24 protein-coding genes are annotated in these 23,517 nt (G+C 64.7%); 14 read left to right on the forward strand and 10 right to left on the reverse strand.

What is annotated here, in order from left to right:
• Nucleotides 1–53: 53 nt before the first annotated feature.
• Nucleotides 54–995, reverse strand: coding sequence for a ring-cleaving dioxygenase (locus tag NS365_RS10590; RefSeq protein WP_058600245.1), 942 nt, complete (start codon nt 993–995; stop codon nt 54–56).
• A gap of 108 nt (nt 996–1,103) precedes the next feature.
• Between NS365_RS10590 and NS365_RS10595 the strand changes: the two genes are divergently transcribed.
• Complete coding sequence (locus NS365_RS10595) at nt 1,104–2,009, forward strand: LysR family transcriptional regulator (RefSeq protein ID WP_058600246.1); 906 nt, start codon at nt 1,104–1,106, stop codon at nt 2,007–2,009.
• Here NS365_RS10595 and ugpC read toward each other — a convergent pair.
• The 4 genes from ugpC to NS365_RS10615 all read right to left on the reverse strand — a co-directional run bounded on the left by ugpC (nt 1,997) and on the right by NS365_RS10615 (nt 6,318).
• Nucleotides 1,997–3,103, reverse strand: coding sequence for a sn-glycerol-3-phosphate ABC transporter ATP-binding protein UgpC (gene ugpC / locus NS365_RS10600; RefSeq protein ID WP_058600247.1), 1,107 nt, complete (start codon nt 3,101–3,103; stop codon nt 1,997–1,999). The genes NS365_RS10595 and ugpC overlap by 13 nt on opposite strands.
• A gap of 11 nt (nt 3,104–3,114) precedes the next feature.
• Entirely contained in the window at nt 3,115–4,002 is an 888-nt protein-coding gene (locus NS365_RS10605; protein ID WP_058600248.1) for an ABC transporter permease subunit, read from the reverse strand.
• Nucleotides 4,003–4,013: 11 nt separating this feature from the next.
• On the reverse strand, nt 4,014–4,907 hold the full coding sequence (locus NS365_RS10610) for a carbohydrate ABC transporter permease (RefSeq protein ID WP_058600249.1): 894 nt from the start codon (nt 4,905–4,907) through the stop codon (nt 4,014–4,016).
• Nucleotides 4,908–4,980: 73 nt separating this feature from the next.
• Entirely contained in the window at nt 4,981–6,318 is a 1,338-nt protein-coding gene (locus NS365_RS10615) for an extracellular solute-binding protein (RefSeq protein WP_058600250.1), read from the reverse strand.
• A 272-nt stretch (nt 6,319–6,590) separates the two neighbouring features.
• Here NS365_RS10615 and NS365_RS10620 point away from each other — a divergent pair, with 272 nt between their 5' ends.
• Nucleotides 6,591–7,478, forward strand: a complete 888-nt coding sequence (locus tag NS365_RS10620) for a glycerophosphodiester phosphodiesterase family protein (protein ID WP_058600251.1) — start codon at nt 6,591–6,593, stop codon at nt 7,476–7,478.
• Nucleotides 7,475–8,236 (forward strand): inositol monophosphatase family protein, encoded by a 762-nt coding sequence (locus NS365_RS10625; RefSeq protein ID WP_058600252.1) that lies wholly within the window; start codon nt 7,475–7,477, stop codon nt 8,234–8,236. The genes NS365_RS10620 and NS365_RS10625 overlap by 4 nt, the downstream gene beginning before the upstream one ends.
• Nucleotides 8,237–8,281: 45 nt before the next feature.
• Here the strand turns inward: NS365_RS10625 and NS365_RS10630 are convergent, their stop codons facing one another.
• From NS365_RS10630 to NS365_RS10640, 3 genes are all read right to left on the reverse strand, one after another.
• Nucleotides 8,282–9,343 (reverse strand): magnesium transporter CorA family protein, encoded by a 1,062-nt coding sequence (locus tag NS365_RS10630; protein ID WP_058600253.1) that lies wholly within the window; start codon nt 9,341–9,343, stop codon nt 8,282–8,284.
• A gap of 210 nt (nt 9,344–9,553) precedes the next feature.
• The gene (locus tag NS365_RS10635) at nt 9,554–9,904 is read right to left on the reverse strand and encodes a hypothetical protein (protein ID WP_058600254.1); all 351 of its coding nucleotides are present in this window, start codon (nt 9,902–9,904) and stop codon (nt 9,554–9,556) included.
• Nucleotides 9,905–10,034: 130 nt separating this feature from the next.
• Complete coding sequence (locus NS365_RS10640; RefSeq protein ID WP_058600255.1) at nt 10,035–10,754, reverse strand: L,D-transpeptidase; 720 nt, start codon at nt 10,752–10,754, stop codon at nt 10,035–10,037.
• Nucleotides 10,755–11,057: 303 nt separating this feature from the next.
• Between NS365_RS10640 and NS365_RS10645 the strand changes: the two genes are divergently transcribed.
• From NS365_RS10645 to NS365_RS10660, 4 genes are all read left to right on the forward strand, one after another.
• Nucleotides 11,058–11,930, forward strand: coding sequence for a branched-chain amino acid aminotransferase (locus tag NS365_RS10645; protein WP_058600256.1), 873 nt, complete (start codon nt 11,058–11,060; stop codon nt 11,928–11,930).
• A 129-nt stretch (nt 11,931–12,059) separates the two neighbouring features.
• On the forward strand, nt 12,060–12,662 hold the full coding sequence (locus NS365_RS10650; RefSeq protein ID WP_058600257.1) for a superoxide dismutase: 603 nt from the start codon (nt 12,060–12,062) through the stop codon (nt 12,660–12,662).
• Nucleotides 12,663–12,947: 285 nt separating this feature from the next.
• The gene (locus NS365_RS10655; protein ID WP_058600290.1) at nt 12,948–13,391 is read left to right on the forward strand and encodes a c-type cytochrome; all 444 of its coding nucleotides are present in this window, start codon (nt 12,948–12,950) and stop codon (nt 13,389–13,391) included.
• A gap of 12 nt (nt 13,392–13,403) precedes the next feature.
• Complete coding sequence (locus NS365_RS10660; RefSeq protein WP_058600258.1) at nt 13,404–14,324, forward strand: cytochrome c; 921 nt, start codon at nt 13,404–13,406, stop codon at nt 14,322–14,324.
• 44 nt (nt 14,325–14,368) lie between these two features.
• Here the strand turns inward: NS365_RS10660 and NS365_RS10665 are convergent, their stop codons facing one another.
• Both NS365_RS10665 and msrB read right to left on the reverse strand, forming a co-directional pair.
• A complete protein-coding gene (locus tag NS365_RS10665; protein ID WP_058600259.1) occupies nt 14,369–16,474 on the reverse strand; it encodes a S9 family peptidase in 2,106 nt (701 codons plus the stop codon).
• A gap of 88 nt (nt 16,475–16,562) precedes the next feature.
• Complete coding sequence (gene msrB, locus NS365_RS10670) at nt 16,563–16,982, reverse strand: peptide-methionine (R)-S-oxide reductase MsrB (protein ID WP_374701409.1); 420 nt, start codon at nt 16,980–16,982, stop codon at nt 16,563–16,565.
• Between the two features lie 394 nt (nt 16,983–17,376).
• Between msrB and NS365_RS10675 the strand changes: the two genes are divergently transcribed.
• From NS365_RS10675 to mnhG, 7 genes are read left to right on the forward strand one after another with little or no spacing between them, the layout of a single operon-like run.
• A complete protein-coding gene (locus NS365_RS10675; protein ID WP_058600260.1) occupies nt 17,377–19,749 on the forward strand; it encodes a putative monovalent cation/H+ antiporter subunit A in 2,373 nt (790 codons plus the stop codon).
• Nucleotides 19,746–20,165, forward strand: a complete 420-nt coding sequence (locus tag NS365_RS10680) for an MnhB domain-containing protein (RefSeq protein ID WP_058600261.1) — start codon at nt 19,746–19,748, stop codon at nt 20,163–20,165. The genes NS365_RS10675 and NS365_RS10680 overlap by 4 nt, the downstream gene beginning before the upstream one ends.
• Before the next feature lie 10 nt (nt 20,166–20,175).
• Nucleotides 20,176–20,553 (forward strand): Na+/H+ antiporter subunit C, encoded by a 378-nt coding sequence (locus NS365_RS10685; RefSeq protein WP_058600262.1) that lies wholly within the window; start codon nt 20,176–20,178, stop codon nt 20,551–20,553.
• 9 nt (nt 20,554–20,562) lie between these two features.
• Nucleotides 20,563–22,251 carry a proton-conducting transporter membrane subunit gene (locus NS365_RS10690; protein ID WP_058600263.1) on the forward strand — a complete coding sequence of 563 codons (1,689 nt, stop codon included), beginning with the start codon at nt 20,563–20,565 and terminating at the stop codon, nt 22,249–22,251.
• Entirely contained in the window at nt 22,248–22,724 is a 477-nt protein-coding gene (locus NS365_RS10695) for a Na+/H+ antiporter subunit E (RefSeq protein WP_374700745.1), read from the forward strand. The genes NS365_RS10690 and NS365_RS10695 overlap by 4 nt, the downstream gene beginning before the upstream one ends.
• Nucleotides 22,721–23,089: a cation:proton antiporter gene (locus NS365_RS10700; protein ID WP_058600264.1), complete on the forward strand. Its 369-nt coding sequence runs from the start codon at nt 22,721–22,723 to the stop codon at nt 23,087–23,089. The genes NS365_RS10695 and NS365_RS10700 overlap by 4 nt, the downstream gene beginning before the upstream one ends.
• Nucleotides 23,086–23,502, forward strand: coding sequence for a monovalent cation/H(+) antiporter subunit G (gene mnhG / locus NS365_RS10705; protein ID WP_058600265.1), 417 nt, complete (start codon nt 23,086–23,088; stop codon nt 23,500–23,502). Before NS365_RS10700 ends, mnhG begins: the two co-directional genes overlap by 4 nt.
• The last annotated feature ends 15 nt before the right edge of the window (nt 23,503–23,517 follow it).

Genomic DNA, 23,517 nt, shown 5'->3' on the forward strand with positions numbered 1-23,517 from the left:
GTCTCCGGTGGGGTTGGGAGAGGCGGGGCGCAACGCGTCCCGCCTTCGTGCGGTCAGGCCGGCTCTGCCAGCGAGGGCAGAACCTGCTCGATCCGGCCGCGCTGCGCTTCCAGGAAGTCCGGCAGCTTGAGCGTGCCGCCCAGATCGTTCACCGGCTCGTCCACGGCAAAGCCGGGCTGGTCGGTCGCGATCTCGAACAGGACGTGGCCCGGCTCGCGGAAGTAGATCGAGCGGAAGTAGTTGCGGTCCCGCTGCTCGGTCGTCTGGATGCCGTGGTTGTCATGGAGCTTTTGCGCCATGGCCATCTCCTCGGCGTCGTCGGCCGCCCGGAAGGCGACGTGATGCACCGACCCGCCGCCAGCGCGCGGCTTGAGAAAGCCGCCCACGGCGCGAATGTCCACGATACCGCCGACACTCGCCCCCGGTACTTCGAAGCGCGTGATCGAACCCTCGCTCGCGCCCTGCCGGAAGCCCAAGACATCCGTCAGCACCGCGCCCGTGGGCGCGGCTTCCTCCAGAAGCAGGCTCACGGAATGGAAGCCACGAATGGCGTGGTCGGACGCGATGTCGCCCGCGCTCCAGGCCGGCTCCTTCTCGGCACCGGGAACGGCGACGAGCGCGAGGCGCATTCCGTCCGGATCGCGGAAGGACAGGACCGTCTCACCGAAGCGCTTCTCGATCGGCTCGAAGCCGACGCCCTTCTCAATGAAGCGATGCGTCCAATAGCCGATCGAGCCTTCCGGCACGCGGAAGACGGTCTCCTGCGTCTCGCCGACGCCGAGCCGTCCAGGCGCGACATGCTCCCACGGAAAGAAGGTCAGGATCGTGCCGGGTGATCCCGCCTCGTCGCCGTAATAGAGATGCCACGTGCCGGGATCGTCGAAGTTCACCGTCTTCTTCACGAGGCGCAGCCCGAGCGTCTTCGTGTAGAAGCCGACATTGCGGCTGGCCGGACCGGCGATGGCCGTGACGTGATGAATGCCGTGCTGGCTCATGATCGTTGCCCTCGTTCAATTTCTGAAGCCAACATAATCGCAATGACGCAAAGCCATAAGGGGTCTATGGAGTGCGCCGATGCAATGATTGGATTGCGGAAGGGATATATGAGCGGTTTCGAAAGCCTGAGCTGGGACGATTTCCGCCTGATCCGGGCCGTGGCCGAAGCCGGCACGCTGCCGGCCGCGGCCGAGCGACTGGGCACGGCGCATTCCACCGTGTTCCGCCGGCTGAAGGGGATCGAAGCCGCGCTCGGCTGCGCGCTGTTCGAGCGCAACAAGGCGCGGCTGGAGCCGACCCAGGCCGGGGCGGAGATCGCCGCTCTTGCCGCGCGTATGGGCGAGGAGGTGGATGCCGTCGCGCTGCGCCTCGCCGGCCGCGAGCCGCTGCCCTCGGGCGAGGTGCGCGTCACCACCAACGACTCGCTTCTGGTTCATCTTCTGACACCGATCTTCGCAAGCTTTCTCGCGGCCTGCCCCTCGGTGCGGCTCGACATCGTGCTCGGCAATCCGGCGCTCAATCTGTCGAAGCGCGATGCCGATGTCGCGATCCGCGCCACCGACAATCCGCCGCCCAATCTTGTGGGCCGCAAGGCGGCGCGCATCGCTTGGGCGCTCTATGGCCCCGCCGAAGATACACGCGGCCCACGTCGATGGGTGACGCTGGGCGAGGCCATGAGCCCGATGAAAGTGGTGCGTCATGTCCTGAACGAAGCCGGGCCGGAGGGCGTCGGATACCGCGTCAACTCCGTGCTCGGTATGGCCGAGGCTTTGGAGGCCGGGTTGGGGGTCGGCTATCTCCCCTGTTTCGTCGCGGATGCGCGCCCCGCGCTGCGCAGGCTGGACGCGCCGGACGAACGCTTTGCGACCGATCTCTGGCTCCTGACCCATGCTGACTTGCGCCAAGTGCCGCGCGTGCGCGCCCTGATGGATCATCTGGCCGAAGAGATCGCCCGCGCGCGGCCGCTGATCGAGGGCGCGCGCGGGCGGGATAAGGCTGGTCAGGCCGGCTGAAGGGCTCGCTCGCGCTGCAACTCGATACGCGCGCCCGTGGCGGCGTCAAACGCATGGAGCCGGTCGGCGGGAAGCAGGAGGCCGATCGCGTCACCGGGAGCCATCGACAGTGCCTCGGTCGCCGTCACGGCGAAGAGCACGCCGCCGAGCTCGGCATAGACGACACGCGAAGCGCCGAGCTCCTCGATGAAATCGACCACCGCGTCTGCGCTGCCCGGCGCGCCGCGCCGCGTCAGGATCGCATGTTCGGGCCGAATGCCGATTTCGACGCGCTTGGCCCCCAAGCCGACGCGCGAGCCCACGGGCAGGGGCAGGCGGTAGCCGTTGGTCAAGCGAAAGGCGTCGTCGGCCTCAAGCTCGCCCGGCAGCAGCGTCATGGGCGGCGAGCCGATGAAGCTCGCGACGAAACGCGAGGCCGGCCGCTCGTAGATTTCGGCGGGCGTTCCGACCTGCTCGACATGGCCGCCATTCATGACGACGAGCCGGTCCGCCAAGGTCATCGCCTCGACCTGATCATGCGTGACGAAGACCGAGGTCGCGGACAGGCGCTTGTGCAGCTTGCGGATTTCGGCGCGCATGGTGACGCGCAGCTTGGCATCGAGATTGGACAAGGGCTCGTCGAACAGGAAGACGCGCGGCTCGCGGATGATGGCGCGGCCCATGGCGACGCGCTGGCGCTGGCCGCCCGAGAGCGCCGCCGGCTTGCGGTCGAGATAGTCGGCAAGGCCCACGATCGCCGCCGTCTCGCGGATGCGCCGATGGCGCTCCTCCTTGGGAACGCCCGCGACCTTCAAAGCATAGCCGATATTGTCGGCGACGCTCATATGCGGATAGAGCGCATAGTTCTGGAACACCATGGCGCAGCCGCGCTCGCGCGGCTCCAGCTTGTTCACCACGCGCCCGTCGATGGCGATCTCGCCGCCGCTGATGTCCTCCAGCCCCGCGATCATGCGCAGAAGCGTGGACTTGCCGCAGCCCGACGGCCCGAGGATCACGACGAACTCGCCGGTTTCAAAGGTGAGGTCGATGCCGTGCAGGGTCCGGGTCGTCGCGTTGTAGGACTTCTGAAGATTGCGGATATCGATCCGTGCCATCGGACTCTTCCTTATTTCTCGGTTGCGATGAGGCCGCGCACGAACCAGCGCTGCAAGACGGCGACGACGATGAGCGGCGGCAGCACGATGATGAGGGCGCCCGCATTGGTGACGTTCCACTCCGGCAGGCCGTTCTCGGCCGGGCGGAGCGCCCGCAGCGCCGTCATCGCGGTGGTGTAGGCGGGGTCCGTCACCATGAGGCGCGGCCAGAGATACTGGTTCCACGTATCGGCGAAGAGGATCGTGGCGAGCGCCAGCATGTTGGTGCGCGACAGCGGCAGGAGCACGTCCACGAAGAAGCGCCAGGGGCCGGAGCCGTCCATGCGCGCGGCTTCCGCCAGCTCGTCGGGGACGGTCATGAAGAACTGGCGAAACAGGAACGTGCCGGTGGCCGTCGCGACCAGAGGCAGGGACAGGCCGGAATAGGTGTTGAGGAGGTTCCAGTCGATGCTGACCTCGATGCCGGTCAGCGTCTGGATCAGGAGGCGGAAGGGCTGGAACGCGTCGGCGGCGATATTGTAGGTCGGCACGACGCGCACTTCGAGCGGCAGCATCAGCGTCAGGAACACCAGCCAGAAGAAGACGAGGCCCCAGCGCGATCGGAAATAGACGATGGCGAAGGCGCTGAGCGCCGAAACCGCGATCTTGCCGGCCGTGACCGCACCAGCCATGACGAAGCTGTTGAACAGGGCATTGCCGAGATCGGCGCGCGCCCAGGCGGCGGCATAGTTCTTCAGCGCGTCCGGGCCGGGCAGGAAGCTGAAGGGGACGGCGTTCACCTCCTGGAGCGTCTGTGTCGAAGCGCAGAGGACGATCCAGAAGGGCAGGAGTACGGTGACCAGCGCCATGACGAGAATGGCGTAGGTGATGAGATTGGAGACGGGCGTCTTTTCGATCATGTCCCGAGCCCTCAGCGGTAATGCACGCGCCGCTCGATGAAGCGGAACTGGATGAAGGTGAAGACCATGATCAGGCTGATGACGATGAGGCTCTGCGCCGCCGCGCCGGAGTAATCGAGCCCTTCGAAGGCCTTGGAGACGATGTTGAAGACCATGAGATTGGTGGCGTTGTTCGGCCCGCCATAGGTCGTGCGATCCACGATCCCGTAGGTATCCTTGCCGACGAAGCTTTCCGTCGCGATCAGGATGAGGAGCAGGAAGAGCGTCGGCGAAAGAAGCGGGATTTGGATGTCCAGCGCGCGGCGCAAGGGGCCGGAGCCGTCCATGGCGGCCGCTTCCGTCAGGCTGCGCGGGATCGACTGAAGGCCCGCCAGCATGAAAATGAAGCAATAGCCGATCCACTTCCACACGAAGCAGGTGACGATCAGGATCATCGCGTGGCTATTGTATTTGGCCGGATTCCAGAAGTCGGGATGGGCGGCATTGACCATGGCCATCAGCCCGCGCTCGGGCGACAGGATGAACAGGAAGGCCGTTCCGACGGCCGGTCCGGCCAGCGCGTAGGGCCAGATGTAGAAGAAGCGGAAGATCTTGGAGCCCTTCAGCTGGCGATCGACGGCGAGCGCCAGAACCAGCGCCAGACCCATCGTGATGACCGTCGACAGAACCGCGAAGGTCACGCTGACGCGCACCGAGTTCCAATATTGGCTGTCGGAAAAGACGGCCTGGAAATTCTCCCAGCCGACGAAAAGGCGCTCGCCCGCGCCGCCGAAGGCCGGCTCCAGCGTGAAGGCCCAGTTCAGCACCGAAACGGCGGGCCAGTAGAAGAACAGGAAGATCAGAAACAACTGGGGAAGGGCGGCAAGAACCGGAACCCAGCGGCTTTTGAAGACGACACGCTTCATGACGGATATCCACGATGAGGAACGCCGCCGAGGCCGGGGAGGGCTTCGGCGGCGCGGGAAAGTGCGGATCGGCTTAGTTCAGCGTCTGGCCGGCATAGGTCTTCTCGAAGCGACGCAGCAGCGTGTTCGAGCGGTCGGCGGCCTCGTCCAGGCTCTTCTGGATGTCGGCGTTCTGCATGAAGATCGCCTCGAGCGCGGTCGAGAATTCCTTGCGGATCTGCGTGTAGTTGCCAAGGCGGATGCCGCGCGTGTTTTCGGAGGGCGGGGTCAGCGTCAGGCTTTCGATCGCGATTTCGCGGCCCTTGAACTGCGGCTTGTCATAGAAGCCGCTGGCCTTCATCGCCTCGAAGCCGGTCTTGGTCACCGGGATGTAGCCGGTGACTGTGGACCACCACTCGACCATGTCGGGCTGGGCGAGGAAGTTCAGGAAGGCAGCCGCGCCCTTGTATTCGGCTGCGGGGCGGTCCTTCATGACCCAGAGGGAGGCGCCGCCGACCAGCGTCTTCTGGCGCTGCGTGCCCTCGAAGGCCGGCAGCATGGTGACATGCCACTCGACACCCTGCGGCAGCGTCTTGCCCGCCGTGCCATGGTCGGCGATCGAGCTCATCGCCATCTGGCAGGTCTGCGAGGTGAAGGACGGGAAAGCGTCCATGCCGAGCTGCTTGGTCTTCACGACGAAGAGCTTGTCGTCGACCTGCTTCTTCCAGAACTTGATCTCGTCGACCACCTGCGTCTTGTTGAAGACGACTTCGGCGTCGAGACCCTGATAGCCGTTGGCCTTGGTGGCGACGGGCTGATTGTGGATGGAGGAGAACTGGTCCAGCGAGAACCAGGGGTCGAAATTGATGGCCATCGGGCATTCATAGCCCGCGTCCTTCAGCTTCTTGGCGTCGGCCGATACCTGCTCCCAGGTCTTCGGCGCTTCCGTGATGCCGGCCTTCTTGAAGGCGTCGCCGTTATAATAGAGGACGGCGGTCGAGGAGTTGAACGGGAAGGACTCGAGGTCGCCCTTCGCCGTGGCGTAATACTGCCCGATACCGGGGAAGTAGTTATCCCAGTCGATCTTGTAGCCGTTGTCGGCCATCAGCTGCTTGGCCGGGACGAAGGCCTTGGACAGCATGAGGTCGAGCGTGCCGGCGTCATAGACCTGGGTGATCGCGGGCTGCTTCTTGGCGCGGTAGGCCGCAATCGTGTTCTGCAGATTGGTCTCGTAGCCGCCCTGGCTGACGCAGGAAATCTCGTAGTCCTTCTGCGAGGCGTTGAACTTGGTGCAGGCTTCCTGCACGCGGTCGCCGAGGTCGCCCGACAGACCGTGCCAGAATTCGAACTTCACGGGCTCGGCCTGAGCTGCGCCCGTCAAACCAGCCAAGAGCGCCAGCGCGCTGGCGGCGCCGAAGATTTTCGTGAGCATTGTGAGCCCTATCGATCGAAATAAAAGGGGGACGAAATCTTGCCGTTCGTCGCGGCGGTCCAATAATGAGCGTTGGGGCGAGAGTAAAATGAAGTTTGTATGACGATACCGCGGATGCACAACTTCCGCTTGTTTGGGTTTTGTCGGGAATTCATCATCGATTTGTCACCGTTGTGACATGATGCCCATGGTAGCGCGAAGCCGAGCCAGCCCCGTCCGCCCTCAGGGACGCCGCCGCCTCTTGCGCTCAAGGACCCTTTCCCGAGTTTGTCATGACCCAAGTTTCTGCCGCGGCCGTCCTCGACGCCGCTTCTTTTCGTTCTCCCGTTCTGGACTTCGCTCCGGCCGATTGTCTCGTGATCGCCCATCGCGGCTCCTGGGTCCGCGCCCCGGAAAATTCGCTTCTCGCCATTCGCGAGGCGGGGGCTCTGGGCGTCGGCATGGTGGAGATCGACGCGCGTCAAACCGCAGATGGTGCGATTCTCGTCATTCATGACGATACGCTCGATCGCACCACCCAAAGCCGGGGCGCGGTTGCCGAGCAGGACAGTGCGACGATTCGTGCCCTTCGCCTGCGCGAAAGCGGCGGAGGCGACGATGCGCCGCTGACCGACGAGCGCGTGCCCACGCTTCTGGAAGCGCTGGAAGAAGCGCGAGGCCACGGTCTTCTCGTCAATGTCGACACCAAGTCGGCTGCCGAGCTTCCTGCCGTGACGCGCGAAATCCTGCGGGGCGGCTCCGCTGGGGATGTCGTGGTAAAGGCGGAACTGACGCCGGCCGATCTGGCGCGCCTGCCCGCCGACCATTCGGCCTTCGGACCCTTGCCCTTCATGCCGGTGGTGAAGTCGCAAAAAGGTCGCTTTGCCGAAGACCTCGCGCATTTCGCCCGCCTCAAACCCTTCATGATCGAGGCTATGCCCGCTTGCGTGGAGGATCTGGAAGCGGGCATGGAGGCGGCGCGCGCCCTCGGCGTGCGGCTTTGGCTCAATACCTTGGACGTCTCCCATATGACCGATTTCAACGACACGGCGGCCCGGCAGGACGCCGACGCGATCTGGGGGCGGCTTCTCGACCTCGGCGTCGGCGCGATCCAGACCGACGAGTCCGAGCGCCTCGTCGCTTACCTCGCGGCGCGGAGACTACGGAGCGCTCGCCTATGAATCTGGCTTTGCTTCAGCGCCGCGACACGGCCGCCGAGATCGTCAAGATCGCCGCCGCCGAGGCGCTCGGTCATTTCGCGGATCGCAAGCAACTCCTGACGGAGACCAAAGCCGGGCCGCGCGATTTCGTCTCGCAGGCCGATCGGGGCATCGAGGTGCGCGTTCGGGCGCTTCTGGCCGAGCGCTATCCGGGCGAGGCCGTCGTGGGCGAGGAAGAGGGTGGCGAGACGGCCGATCGCTACTGGATCGTCGATCCGATCGACGGCACCTCGAACTTTCTGGCCGGCTCGCCGCTCTGGGGCATCTCGCTCGGCTATGTGGAGGAGGGCGTGCCGGTGGCGGGTGCCATCGCCGCGCCCTGCCTCGGCGAACTTATGGCCGGCGCGCGAGATGTCGGCGTGGTGCGCAACGGCGTTCCCTTCGAGCGGGAGGTGGCCGTTCCCGGCCTCGGTCTCGTGTCCTTGGGCGACAGTCCGGGCGAGGATTTGGAGGCCGCGATCGCGCTCCAGCGCCGATTGCGCGAGCGCGAATGGATCGTGGAATCCTTTCACTGCACCTCGGTTTCCATGCTCTTTGCCGCGCTCGGTCGCTTCGACGGCCACATCCAGCCGGTGACCACCATGTGGGACATCGCGGGCGGGGCCGCGATCTGCCGTGAACTCGGCCTGGAGGTCGAGATCATCAGGCGCGAGGATGGCGCTTACGCCATCTATGCCGGCACGGCCGCGCTCATGCGGGACGCGCTGGGCAAGGCTTGACCGTTCAACCGCAGCACGCGAGGAAGAGGCGGCTTTCGAGCCGCCTCACAGCCATTTCTTGTGTCGGAAATACAGAAGCGGCAGCAGCGCCGAGAGCACCATGATCGTCAAGGCCATGGGATAGCCAAGCGCCCATTTCAGTTCCGGCATATGCTCGAAATTCATGCCGTAGATCGAGGCGACGAGCGTCGGCGGCATGAAGCCGACAGCCGCCACCGAGAAGATTTTGATGATGGCGTTCTGCTCGATCGAGATCATGCCGACAGTGGTGTCGAGCAGGAAGGTCGTCTTGTTCGACAGGAAGGACACGAAATCGTTCAGCGAGGCGACGTCCCGCGCCATCGCCTTGACCCGCAGCTTCAACTCCTTCTGCGGCTTGCGCCGATCCATCACAAAGGAAAGGAAGGGCAGGAGCCGGTCCACGGTCGCCAGACTTTCCCGTGTGCGCGAGGAAATGTCGCCGGCCGCGCCGAGGCGCTTCAGAAGCTGCTTGAAATCGGCGGTCGCCGTCGGCGTGTTCGTGTCGGACGAGCGAAAAATGTCGGTGCCGATCCGGTCGAGATCGCTGGCGATCTGCTCCAGGAGATCGGCCATGCGGTCGATGATCGTTTCCAGAAGGCCGACCGCGATGGAATCGGCCGTCGGCCCTTTGGTGCGAGAGGGCTTAGGGGGAGCCGGCGGCGGGCCGTAATGGTCGAAGCTCGGGAGATAGCCCGGCTTCGTTGCCTCGCCATTGCCCTCCCGGCAGAGCTTGGTCGAGAAGATTTGGAACGAGCGCGGGTCGGTATAGCGCAGCGTCACGAGGCGCTGGCCGACCAGAATGAAAGTGACGGGGCCGAAATCCGGCTTGCCCTCGTCCAGCCCATAGACGATCGAAGCGGTCATGAAGTCGCCGCCATCTTCCGAATAGAGCCGGCTCGACACCTCGATCTCACGCATCTCTTCGCGCGTCGGCACCTCGATCCCGCAAAGCGCCTCGATGGCTCGTTCTTCGTCATGTGTGGGGTTGCGCAGATCGATCCAAACGGCTTCAGGCGGAACCTCGTCGGGACGCACGCCGGCATGGCGGCGAACGTGAGAGCCGAAAACCGTGTAGGCATCGATCATAGGCTATTCCTTGGCATCGCACGCTGGATGGCGCGCCCTCGGCGAACGCGCATCGTCGCCCCGGCGAAGCGGATGCTCACGTGGGCGATGCGGCACGCGACGGCGATATAAGGCAGGCCGGCCCGATAAGCCACCGGCCCGAGCGATCCAACTCCCCCCCCGTCGCGGCGCCGGACGGCGCGCGTCAGAAGCCTTTAAGGCGCGAATGTATCAAACGAATGGCGCAAGCGCGGGAACGGACGCGATGGCGGTGGAGACGGTCGCCTCGTCCACATGAGACTTCGAGAAGGCGATCAACTCCTCGCCCACGGTGCGGATCTGGCCCATGTCGAGACCGAGGCCCATCAGCTTGCCGCCGAGCGCCATGATGCCGCCACCGAACTCGGCATCGCCAGCCGCTTGAAGAGCGTCCGCCGCGCCCGGCGTGCCCGAGATCATCGTCTCCACGGCGGGATCGGAACTTTCCGAGCGCAGGAAGGCCAGAATATTGCCGACCGCCTCGCGCGCCGTCTCGGGCGTCAGGGAAGCGGCTGCGGAGACGCGGTCGATCAGTTCGGACATGGCAGGGCCTGAGAATCACGGGGAAGGGCCGGTCGGCGCGCCACAGTGGCAGGGGGCGCGCCGGAGTGCAATCGGCCGGTGCAGCCGATTGCTGGCATGGTCGCTCTTCGCGGAGCGTCGGCCCCGAACCTTAGACCGTCAGGCCGCCCGGCTGGTTGACGATGACCGTCGCGCCCGGCTCAGCGCGATTATACAGGTCGATGATGTCATGGTTCATGAACCGGACGCAGCCCGACGACACGGCCTTTCCGATGGTCCACCATTCCGGCGTGCCGTGCAGGCGGTAGAGCGTGTCCTTGCCGTCCTTGAAAAGATAAAGCGCGCGGGCCCCCAGGGGGTTCTTGAGGCCCGGGTCCATGCCAACGCCGCGATAGATTTCCAGCTCGGGCTGGCGGTCGATCATCTCGTTGGGGGGCGTCCAGCGCGGCCATTCGCGCTTGAACTGCACGCGGGCGCGGCCTTCCCAAGCGAACCCGTCGCGGCCGATGCCCACGCCGTAGCGCATGGCGGTGCCGCCGGGCTGAATGAGATAGGCATAGCGCGTGGGCGTGTCGATGATGATCGTGCCAGGGGCCTCGGGGCCGTTATAGGCGACCTGCCGACGGAGATAGCGCACGTCCATGCGGCGCAGGTCGATGGCAGGGATCAGGAAACCGCCATCATCGATCGGGCCATAGGCGGTGGCGTATTCAGGCGGCACATTGCCCGGCAGGCCGCCGAAAACGGAGAGATCGGCATTCTGCGCACGCGGGGAACTGACGCACCCGGTCAGCGTGGCGAGGGCGCCGAGCCCGAGGCCAGACAGGACGGCACGGCGCGGCAGGCGTCGGGAAAAAGGATCGTTTGTCATTATCCAGCCAATGCGGCGAGCGCGGGAATAGGCCTTCTGCGAAGCCTTGGAACCCTCGCTCGGGTTCTTGTTCTTGGGCTGAAAACGTCGAACCGGACGGTTCGTTCCGTTCTCAACGCCCGGAAGCGAGACCTCACGGGCGCATTGCGGCGATGGAGAGGCATTTCAGGGAAGCGGGGTTAACAATTCATCCGTAGGGGCTTCCATGTGACAGGTCGAGCCCCGCCCTGTAGACCGGGGCGGTATCATAAGGGCAGGGCGGCGCGGTAGCGTCCCCTGCCTCCGAGCGCAAGGCAGGAACCCATGGCAGCAGGCTTCTCACGCACCTTCACCTTCTTCGACGGCGAATGGCTCGAAGGAAATCCCGGGCTGGTCGGGCCGCGCTCGCATGTTCTCTGGCTGGGCTCATCGGTCTTCGACGGGGCACGCTGGTTCGAAGGCCTGACGCCGGACCTCGATCGCCACGCCGCGCGCGTCAACCGATCGGCCGAGGCGCTGGGGCTTCGGCCGACCATGGCGCCGGACGAGATCGTGCGGCTGACGCATGAAGGGCTTCGGCATTTCGACGGCGAAACGGCCGTCTATATCCGGCCGATGTATTGGGCCGAGGATGGTGGCTATATGGGCGTGCCGGCCGACCCGGAGACGACACGCTTCTGCTTGTGTCTTTATGAATCTCCGATGATCCCATCGGCCGGCTTTTCGCTGGGCGTCTCGCCCTTCCGCCGGCCGACCCCCGAAACCATGCCGACGCTGGCCAAGGCCGGGTGTCTTTATCCCAACAATGCGCGCGCGATCATGGAGGCCAAGCGGCGCGGCTTCGACAATGCGCTTGTGCGCGACATGATCGGCAATGTGGCCGAGACCGGCACGTCCAACCTCTTCATGGTGCGCGACGGCGCGGTCTTCACGCCGGTTCCCAATGGTTCCTTTCTGAATGGCATCACGCGCCAGCGCGTCATCCAGCTGCTGCGCGAGGACGGGATGGAGGTGGTCGAGGCCAGCCTGACGGTGGAGGACTTCCTGTCGGCCAGCGAAATCTTCTCCACTGGCAACCACTCCAAGGTCGTGCCGGTGACGGGGCTGGAAGAGCGCGCCATGCCGGTCGGTCCCGTCTACGGCCGAGCCCGCGAACTCTACTGGCGCTTTGCGCGCGCGCGTGAAAAGTCGGCTTGAATGCGACCTTTTGGTTTAGAAGGCGGCTGACATCCGAGCCGGGAGGCCCTAGCTAAGGACCCGGCTCGAAAGCCCGCCGGCCGGCGATTCGCTTGCGCTCACGGCGGGCCCAAACCGAAGGAGACGGATATGGCCTTTACGCTTCCCGAACTGCCTTACGCCTATGATGCGCTTCAGCCCTTCATGTCGAAGGAGACGCTGGAATACCATCACGACAAGCACCATCAGGCCTATGTCGACATGGGCAACAAGCTGGCAGCCGATGCTGGCCTCGCCGATGCGTCGCTCGAAGAGATCGTCAAGCAGTCCTTCGGCAAGAACCAGCCTCTCTTCAACAATGCCGGCCAGCACTACAACCACATCCATTTCTGGAAGTGGATGAAGCCCAATGGCGGCGGCAAGTCCCTGCCGGGCAAGCTGCAGACGGCCTTCGATTCCGACCTCGGCGGCTATGACAAGTTCCGCAACGACTTCATCGACGCGGGCAAGGGCCAGTTCGGTTCGGGCTGGGCTTGGGTCGCGGTCAAGGACGGCAAGCTTCAGATCATGAAGACGCCGAACGGCGAGAATCCGCTGGTGCACGGTGCCGAGCCGATCCTCGGCGTCGATGTGTGGGAACACTCCTATTACATCGACTATCGCAACGCGCGTCCGAAATATCTTGAGGCCTTCGTCGACAGCCTCGTGAACTGGGACTACGTGCTGGAGCGCTACGAGGCCGCCGGCGCCTGAACGCTGGGCCATCCGTGAGATGCGAGCCCTGCCTTCCTTCGGGAAGGCAGGGCTTTTCGTTGTGCGGGCTCTGCGACACTAGAGCACATCCACCGAACATAGGTTCGCCGGAGGTGCTCCAGTCCCTTGTTTCTCGCATTGTCCGGGCGCGAAAGCCGACCCGGCTTTCGCTGGAAATGCTCTGAATCCTCTTCCGCCGATCCTTAAGGATGGACGGATCATGGAAAACGGGTTTTCATCTCGTTTGGAACAATTCCACTCAGCCGAAAGCCCGGAGTGATTCTCATGCGCCTGTCCGCCTTGATCGTGGGACTTTGCGTTGCCGCCTCCGCCGCGCTGCCGGCGCTGGCGCAGAACGAGACCGTCATCAAAGAGCGCCAGCAGCTCATGAAGAACAATGCCAAGGCGGCGCGTACCGCCTCCGAAATCATCAAGGGCAGTCAGCCCTTCGACGCCGCGACGGCCGCCAGCCTCTTCACGACCTTGAACGAGGACGCGAAGAAGTTCGCGACGCTCTTCCCCGAGGATTCCAAGACGGGCGGGAAGACCGAAGCCGCGCCCGCGATCTGGGAAAAGCCGGCCGAGTTCAAGGCGGCGAACGACAAGTTCATCGCCGACACGCAGGCCGCGCTCGACGCCAAGCCCGCCGACCTCGACAGTTTCAAGACCGCCTTCACGAAGGTCGCCGCCAATTGCCAGGGCTGCCACCAGCAGTTCCGGCAGCGCTGAGGCTGAACGCTTTTGCGGCGGCGGCCGGTTCTCGCTCTTCTGGCGGCGGCCGTCGTCGCCGTGCTGGCGGCGGGCGCCTATAGCGCCACGCGCCCGGTTCGCCTGAGCGCGACGGAGATCGCGCCGGAGGGAAGCGGCGACGCCGCGCGCGGCGAGCGGCTTTTCTGGGCCGGCGGCTGCGTGTCCTGTCATGCGCGCGAAGCGGCAGACCAGCCGGTTCTGGGCGGCGGGCCGCCCCTCGTCACGCCCTTCGGGACGTTCCACGGCCCCAATATCTCGCCGGACCCCGATCATGGCATCGGCCGCTGGACACTGGCCGATTTCGCCAATGCCCTGCAACGCGGCGTCGATCCCGAGGGGCACAATCTCTATCCGGCCTTTCCCTACACATCCTATGCGAGGATGACGCCGGGAGACGTCGCCGATCTCTTCGCCTATCTGAAGACGCTGCCGCCATCGACGGATGACGCGCCGGCGAGCGACCTGCCGTTCCCCTACAATCTGCGCATGGCGCTGGGGCCGTGGAAGGCGCTCTTCCTGAGGCCCAGCCCCGTCATCTCCTGGCCGAATGGCGCGCCCGATCTCGTCCGACGCGGGCAATATCTCGTGGAAGGGCCGGGCCATTGTGGCGAATGCCACACGCCGCGCAGCCTCGGCGGCGCGGGCGGGCTCGATCACGATCGCTGGCTGGCCGGCGGGCCGGCGCCGGAAGGGGAGGGGCAGATCCCCAACATCACGCCAGCGGGCGAAACCTCGGATTGGACCGAGGACGATCTCGTCAATTATTTCGAGACGGGCTTCACCCCGGACTTCGATAGTGTCGGCGGCTCCATGGTGGAGGTGCAGCACAATCTGGCGCGTCTGCCCAAAGACGATCTCGCCGCCATTGCCGCCTATCTAAAGGCCATTCCGCCGGTCGCTTCAGCGAAGTAGATCGTAAGGGAAAAGGCGACCGAAGCCGCCTTTTCTCAGAACGTTTAAAGAGTTGCCTTGCCCATGAGCTTCAGCGCGAAACTGTAGATCATCGCGATCTCGTCCAGCTTCGCGAAGCGCCCTGACGCGCCGCCATGGCCCGCGCCCATATTGGTGCGAAGGATCACGGGATTGCTGTCCGTCTTCTTCGCGCGCAGGCGCGCCACCCATTTGGCCGGTTCCCAGTAGGTCACGCGCGGGTCCGTCAGCCCGGCGAGTGCCAGGATCGGCGGATAGGCCTTGGCCTCCACATTGTCGTAAGGGCTGTAGCTCGCGATCACCTCGTAATCGGCTTCCGACAGGATCGGATTGCCCCATTCCGGCCACTCGGGCGGGGTGAGAGGCAGCGTGTCGTCGAGGATCGTGTTGAGCACGTCCACGAAGGGTACGACGGCGATGATGCCGCCGAACTTTTCCGGCGCCATGTTGGCGACCGCGCCCATCAATAGGCCGCCGGCCGAGCCGCCATGCGCGACGATGCGCTCATAGCTGCTGAAGCGCTCACTCACGAGATGGTCCGCCGCCGCGATGAAGTCGGTGAACGTGTTGCGCTTGTGCTCCCGCCGGCCGGCTTCGTACCAGCGGAAGCCCTTGTCCTTGCCGCCGCGAATATGCGCGATGGCATAGACGAAGCCGCGATCGACCAGGCTCAAGGCATTGGTGCTGAACGAGGCCGGGATGGAATGGCCATAGGAGCCATATCCATAGAGCATCAGCGGAGCCGAGCCGTCGAGCGCCGTATCGCGGCGATAGACGAGCGAGATCGGAACGGTTTCGCCGTCCGGCGCGGGCGCGAAGATGCGGCGCGCGACATAGAGCGAGGGGTCGTGGCCGGACGGCACTTCCTGCGTCTTCAGAAGGCGGCGCTCGCGTGTCTCCACGTCGTAGTCGAAGGTCTGGTTCGGGGTGGTCGGCGAGGAATAGGAGAAGCGGATCGTGGTCGTGTCATATTCGTAGGTGCCGCCGAGGCCGAGCGAATAAGCCTCTTCCTCGAAGGCGATGCTATGTTCCGCGCCATCCGACAGACGTCGCACCACGATGCGCGGCAGGCCGTCGCGCCGCTCCAGCCAGATCAGATGGCGCTTGAGCACGAGATGCGACAGGATCAGGCGGCCGTCCTCGTGCGGCACGAGATCGGTCCAGGCCTCGCGGCCCGGCTGATCGGCCGGCGCGGTCACGATCTTGAAGTCGCGCGCGCCATCGGCATTGGTCAGGATGAAGAGCGTGCCGTCGCCCTCGTCCACGTCGTATTCCAGGCCCTTCTCGCGCTTGGCGACGAGGCGCGGTTCGGCGGCCGGGTTGGCAGCCGGGATCAGCCAGGCTTCCGAGGTCTCGTGGTCGTGAATGTCGATGACGACGTAATCGCCCGACTGGGTCTGTCCGACGCCCATGAAGAAGCCCGTGTCGGTTTCCTCATAGACCAAAGGATCGGAGGCCGGGTCGGCGCCGAGCGTATGGTAGAAGACGCGGCTCGGGCGGTGGTTCGCGTCGAGCTTCGTATAGAAGAAGCCATGCGAGCGCGCGTCCCAGGTGGCGTCGCCGCTCGTGTCCGCGATGCGGTCGGGCAGGTCCGCGCCGGTTTCGAGATCGCGCAGGACGATCTCGTAGAACTCGGAGCCCTTGTCGTCGAAGCTCCAGGCAAGACGCTTGTGATTGGGCGAATGCTCGACGCCGCCGATCGAGAAATAGTCGATCCCCTCAGCCAGCTTGTTCGCGTCGAGATAGACGTCTTCGCGGCCGCCTTCCCGCGGCACGCGGAAGAAGCGCGGATATTCCGCGCCGGCCTCATAGGCGACGCCATAGGAATAGGGGCCATCGGGCGCGGGAACGGAGCTGTCGTCCTCCTTGATGCGCCCGCGCATCTCGGCGATCAGCTTACCCTTCAGCGGCTCGACATCTTCGAGCGCGGCGTCCGCATAGCGGTTTTCCGCTTCCAGATGGGCGCGGATCACCGGGTCGAGCAGCGAGGTGTCCTTGAACATCTCCTGCCAGTTGTCGACGCGCATCCAGCCGTATTCGTCGGTGCGCGTGCGCCCATGCGCCGAAAGTTCGACCGGGCGCTGCGGGGCGCGGGGCGGGGCGGGAAGGTCGGCGCGGAAGGCTGAGGACATGGATCACCGTCAGATGCGGGCAAGAATCGGCCCGCCGGAGCTTTCGCCCGGCGGGCGGCAAAGGCAAGGGGTCGGAAGGTCGGCCCGGTCAGTCGCGGTCGAATTCGAGGGCGTAGCCATTCATGCAGTAGCGCAAGCCCGTCGGGCGTGGCCCGTCCTCGAAGACATGCCCGAGATGGGCGTCGCAATCGGCGCAGCGGACTTCGACGCGCGTCATCATGAAGGAGCGATCCACATGCTCGCTCACCGACTCGCGCTCCACCGGCTCGTAGAAGCTCGGCCAGCCCGTGCCGGAATCGAACTTCGTTTCGGAGCGGAAGAGGGGCTTCTGGCAGCACACGCAGCGATAAAGGCCGGCTTCCTTCTGGTCCCAGTTCGGGCCGGTGAAGGGGCGCTCGGTGCCGTGCCCGCGCGCCACCTTATATTGCTCGGGCGTCAGGATTTCCTGCCATTCGGCATCGCTCTTCTGAACCTTCAGCGGGGTTTCGCTCGCGCTGGCCATCGGCATCACTCCATCCAATTCCTGCGGCGAAAGGTAGGGTCGCGCCGACCCGATCACAACCGGGTCAGATCGTCCTTTAAAACCGGTTCCGCCCATGTCCCGCGCCGATTTCGGCTTGATCGAGTCGGGACGCGACCTATTGTTGCGGTCGTTGGAAACAGCCTGGAGGCTGTTGTGAATCGTCGTCAAGTCCGGTGCTGCCCGCTGCGCTCCCTTTGGGAGGTGCAGCCGGTTCACGGGAGTGGAGCGAACGAAGAACAGACGAAGCGTTGGGTGCGATCGTCGGGGGCATTGATGCTTCGGGGCGGTCCCGGCGCCTGTTCTTCGTTGGCTCGACGCGGGCTTGCGTCTGTTTCGTAACGCGATCGCGGGTGCTGAATCGAGGAAACGCTGAGCCGGTATGACCAGCCTGTCGAGTGGACTTCTATATCTCGTCCTCGCCTTGCCGTTCCTCGGCGCAGCCATAGCCCCTCTTTCCCTAATCGCCTTCGGACGGTTGGGCTCGCTCATCCTCGCCTGCTTTCCAGTCGCCGCGCTCGCCATCCTGTTCCAGCAGAGCGCGCAAGTTCAGGAGCGCGTGCCGATCCTGTTCGGCTTCGATTGGATTCCGAGCTTCGGGGTGCGCTTCGCCTTCCGGCTGGACGGATTGTCCTTCGGCTTCGCCTTCCTGATCCTGGCGATCGGGGCGCTCGTGGTGCTTTATTCCGGCGGCTACATGCCCAAGGGCTCAAAGCGCGGCCGGTTCTTCGCCTATATCCTGATGTTCATGGGCGCGATGCTGGGCCTCGTCCTGTCGGACGACCTCATCACGCTCTTCGTCTTCTGGGAGCTGACCTCGATCACATCCTTCCTCCTGATCGGGTTCAATTTCGAAAAGGAAGCGGCGCGGCGTGGCGCCATGCAGGCGCTGGTGATCACCGGCGGCGGCGGGTTGGCGCTCCTGGCCGGCCTGCTGCTGATCCGTGAATCGACCGGGCTGACCAGCCTGACCGCACTTCTGGAGCAGCCGGACGCCGTGAAGGCGCTGTCGATCTACGGCCCGGCGCTCGTCCTGATTTTGCTGGGTGCCTTCACCAAGTCGGCGCAGATGCCCTTCCATGTCTGGCTGCCCAACGCCATGGAAGCGCCGACGCCGGTCTCGTCCTATCTCCATTCCGCGACCATGGTGAAGGCCGGCATCTATCTCCTGATGCGTCTGTTTCCCGTTATGGGTGGCACCCCTGCCTGGGAAACCATCCTGCCGATCTTCGGCGGGGTGACGCTGGTCGTAGCCGCGCTGCTGGCCATCCGGCAGAGCGACATCAAGCTCATGCTCGCCTATACAACGGTGGCCTCGCTCGGCCTTCTCGTCATGCTCATCGGCATCGGCTCGGAACTCGCGATCGAAGCGGCCGTCCTTTATCTCTTCGCCCATTCGCTGGCCAAAGCCTGCCTCTTCATGGTCGCGGGGTCGATCGACCATAGTGCCGGCACGCGCGATATCCGCGCGCTCGGCGGTCTGGCGCGCAAGATGCCGATGACCTTCGCCGCTGCCATTCTGGGCGCTGCGGCCATGGGCGGCCTGCCGCCGCTTTTCGGCTTCCTCGCCAAGGAAGAAGTCTATGCAGCCACCGCGACGGCCGATCTCACGGGTGTATTGACGACTGCCGCAGCCGTTGCCGGAAACGCTCTGATGTTTGCCGTCGCGCTCATCGTCGCGATCAAGCCCTTCGCCGGAACCATGCCGAGCGGGCTGCGCAAAGCGCATGAATCCACGCCCCTCATCTGGTTCGGGCCGGTCGTGCTCGGTATCGTCGGCTTGCTGGCGGCAATTTTCTCGCAGACCACACACCAGTTCATTTCCAACCCGATGTCGCCGCCCGCCCTCGACGGCGCGGTCGCGGTCGACATCGCGCTCGGCTTTCACTGGGGGCCGGCGCTGATCCTGTCCATCATCACGGTGGTCGTCGGCATCGCCCTGTTCTGGCGCGCCACGCGGATGCGCTCGCTCGTCGCCGATCTTCTCAGCCGCATCGGCTGGGGGCCGGACAAGGGCTTCGACCAGCTCATGCGCGCCCTCGTCATCGGCGCGTTCCATGTCACCACCAAGCTCCAGCCCGGCCGGCTCGATGTCTATATGAAGGTGACCTTCGCGGTGATCGTCGCGACCCTTTGGGCGACGATGCTTGCCACCTCGTCGCTGCCTGCCTGGCCGGCGATGCCCGACCTTTACTTCTACGAATGGGGCGTGATCGCGCTGGTGGTGCTCGGCGCCGTGGTCGTCGTGCTCGCCAACAATCGCCTCACCGCCATCGTCTCACTCGGCATTCAGGGCTTGGCCGTCGCGCTTCTCTTCATGCTGCTTGGCGCGCCCGATCTGTCCTTCACGCAGTTTATGGTGGAGATCCTGTCGGTCGCCATCCTCGCGCTTGTGATGACGCGGCTGCGTCTCATGCCGGCGGATCGTCGACCCTGGCGCGACGTCGTTCCCGAACTGGTCCTGTCGATCGCGGGCGGTGTCGGCTTCGCGCTTTTCCTGCTGCACATCACGCAGCGCCCCTTCGACGCGTCGGTCAGCGAGTTCTTCACGCGCTACAGCTACGTGATCGCCCATGGCCGCAACATCGTGAACGTCATTCTCGTGGATTTCCGCGGTGTCGACACGATGGGCGAAATCGCCGTGGTGCTGACCACAGGCGCCGCCATCCTGGCGCTGGTGCGCATTCGCGTGGTGAAGAGTGACCCGCGCTATTCGCGCCGCCGCCGCCGCAAGGCAGGGGAGTTGCAGTCATGAGAACCCTGATCTTCCGCGTCACCGCGCCTTATCTGACCGCGCTCATGCTGCTCTTCTCGCTCTTCGTACTCCTGCGCGGGCATAACGAGCCGGGCGGAGGCTTCATCGGCGGGCTCATCGCCTCGTCCGCCATCGCGGTCTACGGCATGGCCTGCGGCGTGGACGCGGTGCGCCGCGCGCTGCATTTCCATCCCATCGCCTATGCCGCTTTCGGGCTGATCACGGCCGTACTGGCGGGCTTCCTGCCGGCCTTTGGGCGTGGGCAGTTCATGACCGGGCTTTGGGCCTTCGTCGATATCGCGGGAAGCGAGGTCGCTCTATCCACCACGCTTCTCTTCGATGTCGGGGTGTTTCTGGTGATCGTCGGCGCGATCAGCTCGATCGCGCTGTCCCTCGAAGAACGCTATTCGGGCTGAGGAGGCACGTTTGGAAGTCGCTCTGTCCGCCCTTGTCGGCGTCCTCTTCTCGATCTCGATCTACATGCTGCTGTCGACCTACATCATCCGCATGTTGCTCGGCGTGGTGCTGCTCGGAACCTCGGTCAACCTGTCCGTCTTCGTGGTCGGGCGTATCGGGCCGATCGCGCCGCCGCTGATCCCGAACCATCTGGACGTGCCGCCCCAGGCCATCGCCAACCCGCTGCCGCAGGCGCTGATCCTGACGGCGATCGTCATTTCCTTTTCCTTCTTCGTGTTTTTGCTTGTTTTGACCTATCGCGCCTATCAGGACCTCGAGACCGACGACACCAACGAAATGCGCGTCGCCGAACCCGAAAACGAGGGGCTCCCGCCCCTTGGCTATTGAGGCGCGCTCATGAACGAGACCCCGAACTATATCGCCGAGGCGATGGTCGTGGACGCTTTCCGGCCCGATCAATATCTCCTGATCCTCCCAGTTCTCATCTGCTTCGTGTTCGGAGCGGGGCTTTTGATGATGCGTCGGCGGATGGACCGCCATCCCGTCGTCGCCATCGCCGGCTTGGTTCTGCTGCTCGTCTGCGATCTTGCGCTGCTCGTGCGCATCGCGGAGGGCGGACCCATGTCCATGGCCATGGGCGGGTGGAAGCCACCCTTCGGCATTTCCTTCACGGCCGATCTCCTGAGCGCCCTGTTCCTGTCGGTGTCGGGGTTCGCTGGGCTCGCCTGCGGCATCTATGCCGGAGCCTCGATCGACTCCGAAGGGCGGCGCTACGGCTTCTATCCGTTCCTTTTCATGGTCATGGCCGGGGTGTCGGGCGCGTTTCTCACCGGCGACATCTTCAATCTCTATGTCTGGTTCGAGGTGATGCTGATCGGCTCGTTCGGATTGCTGATCCTTGGCTCCGAGCGCGAGCAGCTCGACGGCGCGACCAAATATTGCTTCCTCAACCTGATCGGCGCGACACTCTTTCTCCTGACCATCGGCTATCTCTACGGTGTCTTCGGCACGCTCAATATGGCCGACATCGCGGTGAAATCCGCCGCGCTGGAGGGCAACGGCGTTCTCCTCACCATTGCCTCGCTCTTCCTCGTGGCCTTCTCGATGAAGGCCGCGGCCTTTCCGCTGAACTTCTGGCTGCCCGCCTCCTACCATACGCCGCGCTTCGTCGTGTCGGCGCTCTTCGCCGGGCTTCTGACCAAGGTCGGCATCTACGCGCTGATCCGCGTCGTGCTCATGCTCTTTCCGCCGGAGCGCGGCGGGCTCGGCCTTGTCATGGCCTGGATGGCGGCGCTGACCATGCTGGTCGGCGCACTGGGCGCGCTGTCGCAGACCGATCTCCGTCGGATGCTGAACTACGCCGTGATCGTCGGCATCGGGACGATCCTCGCCGGCCTCGCCATCCCGCCCGTTCTCGAAGCGCGCACCACCGCCATCACCACCGGCGCGGCGGGGGTGCTGCGCGAAGCCGCTGAGGGAGCGGGCTTCAACAATGGCATTTCCATCGATGGGCCGCTCGCGACGGGTCTGTCGGGCGCGATCTTCTATGCGCTGCATTCGGTCGTGGTGATGACGGCGCTTTATCTCGCGGCGGGCGTCGCCGCCTTCCGCAATGGCTCGTCCTCGCTTTACGAAATGGGCGGGTTGTGGAAGCGACATCCGCTGTTTTCGGCGCTGTTCCTGATGCTGCTTCTGGGCGTCTCCGGTCTTCCGCCCTTCTCCGGCTTCTGGCCAAAAATGCTACTGGTGCGCGCGTCGATCGCGGCGGAGCTGCCTTGGCTGGCGGCGGCCGTTCTCGTTTCGGGCCTTCTTCTAACCATCGCTTGTATCCGTGTGTTCCTTCTGGCCTTCTGGCGTCCTTTGCCGGCGGGCGCGGATGTGGGCGAGAGCCATCCGGCCGAAGATATGTTCCGCGCCCCGCAGCCGGGCCGACCCATGGCGCTGATCCCTCTCGTGGCGCTCTGCCTGTTCGTGGTCTTCGTGGGCGTCTGGCCGGAGCCGCTGGCCGAGCTGACCTTCCAGGCCGCGCATGAAATCTTGAAGCCGAGCGCCTATCTCGCCGCCGTTCTGGGGGGGGCACCATGATGAACCCCTTCGTCGCCAATCTTCTCCTGGCGCTGGTCTGGCTGGTCATCACTGGCGGCTTCAGCCTTGGCAATCTCCTGTTCGGCTTCCTGCTGGGGGCGGGGTCGCTCTTCTTGATCCGCGAGCAGATCGGGGCACAGGGCTATTTCCGGCGCGGCCGTAAGGTCCTCGCGCTGGTTCTGTTCCTGATCTACGATCTCGCGGTGTCGGCGTGGCGCGTGGCCAATGTCGTCCTGTCGCCCAAGCTCGACGTGCGGCCTGGCGTCTTTCTCTATCGGCACAAAGTGGAGACCGACTTCGAGATCGCGCTGCTGGCCAATCTCGTGGGCCTGACACCCGGCACGTTGATCTTCGATCTGTCGGAGGATGAAACGACGCTCTTCGTCCATGCGCTGGATTGCTCCGATCCCGATGCGCGCCGCCGCGAGATCGAGGAAGGATTCGAGCGCCGGATTCTGGAGGCGTTCCGATGAGTTTCGCCCAATTCTCCGAACGGTTCCTGGACATTGCGCTCACCCTCTCGCTGGTTTTCCTGTGCATCTCGTTTCTCTGCACGGTGATTCGCATCTGGAAGGGGCCGACCCTGCCGGACCGTGTGCTGGGGCTCGACGTTCTCACCAGCTCGTCCATCGGCTTCATCGCGGTCATCGGCATCGACACAGGCTTTACGCTCTATGTCGATATCGCCATCGCGCTCGGCCTCGTCGGCTTCCTCGCGACCATATCCTTTGCACGCTTCATCATGGCGCGCGGCGACACCGAACGCTCGCCCGTCGCCTCGGTCACGGAGCCCGAAGCCGACAGCAAAATTCTGGGCGAGGGGGACAGCGTGCCATGATGGCGTCCATCGGAAACATTCTTGCCGGGATTTTCGTGGTTATGGGCGCGATGTTCGCGTTGGTCGCGTCCATCGGCATTCTGCGCCTGCCCGACTTCTACACCCGTATCCATGCCGCCTCGAAGGCGGGAACGGTCGGCTCCGTGCTGGCTCTGGTCGCGCTCGCCATCGTGTCCGTGCAGACGGCCGAGGTTCTGCGCGCCATCGCGGCTATCGTCTTCTTCTTTCTGACGGCGCCGATCTCGGCGCATCTTCTGGGGAAGGCCGCCTATTCGGCGGGCTATCGCATGTGGTCCGGGTCGGTGTTGGACGAGATGGAAGAGGATTTGGCCAGCCCGCCCACCGCCCATGCGCGCGATCAAGAAGGCGCGACCTGGACCGACGAGCCCGGAGGCGGAACCCATCGGTCATAGGGTGCCCGATGTTTT

The organism is Aureimonas ureilytica (genome assembly GCF_001475935.1).
Classification (GTDB): domain Bacteria; phylum Pseudomonadota; class Alphaproteobacteria; order Rhizobiales; family Rhizobiaceae; genus Aureimonas; species Aureimonas ureilytica_A.

Coding starts and splice junctions, on each gene's coding strand:
- NS365_RS10590 (WP_058600245.1), bottom strand. CDS start 995: ATGAGCCAGCACGGCATTCATCACGTCACGGCCATCGCCGGTCCGGCC.
- NS365_RS10595 (WP_058600246.1), top strand. CDS start 1,104: ATGAGCGGTTTCGAAAGCCTGAGCTGGGACGATTTCCGCCTGATCCGG.
- ugpC (WP_058600247.1), bottom strand. CDS start 3,103: ATGGCACGGATCGATATCCGCAATCTTCAGAAGTCCTACAACGCGACG.
- NS365_RS10605 (WP_058600248.1), bottom strand. CDS start 4,002: ATGATCGAAAAGACGCCCGTCTCCAATCTCATCACCTACGCCATTCTC.
- NS365_RS10610 (WP_058600249.1), bottom strand. CDS start 4,907: ATGAAGCGTGTCGTCTTCAAAAGCCGCTGGGTTCCGGTTCTTGCCGCC.
- NS365_RS10615 (WP_058600250.1), bottom strand. CDS start 6,318: ATGCTCACGAAAATCTTCGGCGCCGCCAGCGCGCTGGCGCTCTTGGCT.
- NS365_RS10620 (WP_058600251.1), top strand. CDS start 6,591: ATGACCCAAGTTTCTGCCGCGGCCGTCCTCGACGCCGCTTCTTTTCGT.
- NS365_RS10625 (WP_058600252.1), top strand. CDS start 7,475: ATGAATCTGGCTTTGCTTCAGCGCCGCGACACGGCCGCCGAGATCGTC.
- NS365_RS10630 (WP_058600253.1), bottom strand. CDS start 9,343: ATGATCGATGCCTACACGGTTTTCGGCTCTCACGTTCGCCGCCATGCC.
- NS365_RS10635 (WP_058600254.1), bottom strand. CDS start 9,904: ATGTCCGAACTGATCGACCGCGTCTCCGCAGCCGCTTCCCTGACGCCC.
- NS365_RS10640 (WP_058600255.1), bottom strand. CDS start 10,754: ATGACAAACGATCCTTTTTCCCGACGCCTGCCGCGCCGTGCCGTCCTG.
- NS365_RS10645 (WP_058600256.1), top strand. CDS start 11,058: ATGGCAGCAGGCTTCTCACGCACCTTCACCTTCTTCGACGGCGAATGG.
- NS365_RS10650 (WP_058600257.1), top strand. CDS start 12,060: ATGGCCTTTACGCTTCCCGAACTGCCTTACGCCTATGATGCGCTTCAG.
- NS365_RS10655 (WP_058600290.1), top strand. CDS start 12,948: ATGCGCCTGTCCGCCTTGATCGTGGGACTTTGCGTTGCCGCCTCCGCC.
- NS365_RS10665 (WP_058600259.1), bottom strand. CDS start 16,474: ATGTCCTCAGCCTTCCGCGCCGACCTTCCCGCCCCGCCCCGCGCCCCG.
- msrB (WP_374701409.1), bottom strand. CDS start 16,982: ATGCCGATGGCCAGCGCGAGCGAAACCCCGCTGAAGGTTCAGAAGAGC.
- NS365_RS10675 (WP_058600260.1), top strand. CDS start 17,377: ATGACCAGCCTGTCGAGTGGACTTCTATATCTCGTCCTCGCCTTGCCG.
- NS365_RS10680 (WP_058600261.1), top strand. CDS start 19,746: ATGAGAACCCTGATCTTCCGCGTCACCGCGCCTTATCTGACCGCGCTC.
- NS365_RS10690 (WP_058600263.1), top strand. CDS start 20,563: ATGAACGAGACCCCGAACTATATCGCCGAGGCGATGGTCGTGGACGCT.
- NS365_RS10695 (WP_374700745.1), top strand. CDS start 22,248: ATGATGAACCCCTTCGTCGCCAATCTTCTCCTGGCGCTGGTCTGGCTG.
- NS365_RS10700 (WP_058600264.1), top strand. CDS start 22,721: ATGAGTTTCGCCCAATTCTCCGAACGGTTCCTGGACATTGCGCTCACC.
- mnhG (WP_058600265.1), top strand. CDS start 23,086: ATGATGGCGTCCATCGGAAACATTCTTGCCGGGATTTTCGTGGTTATG.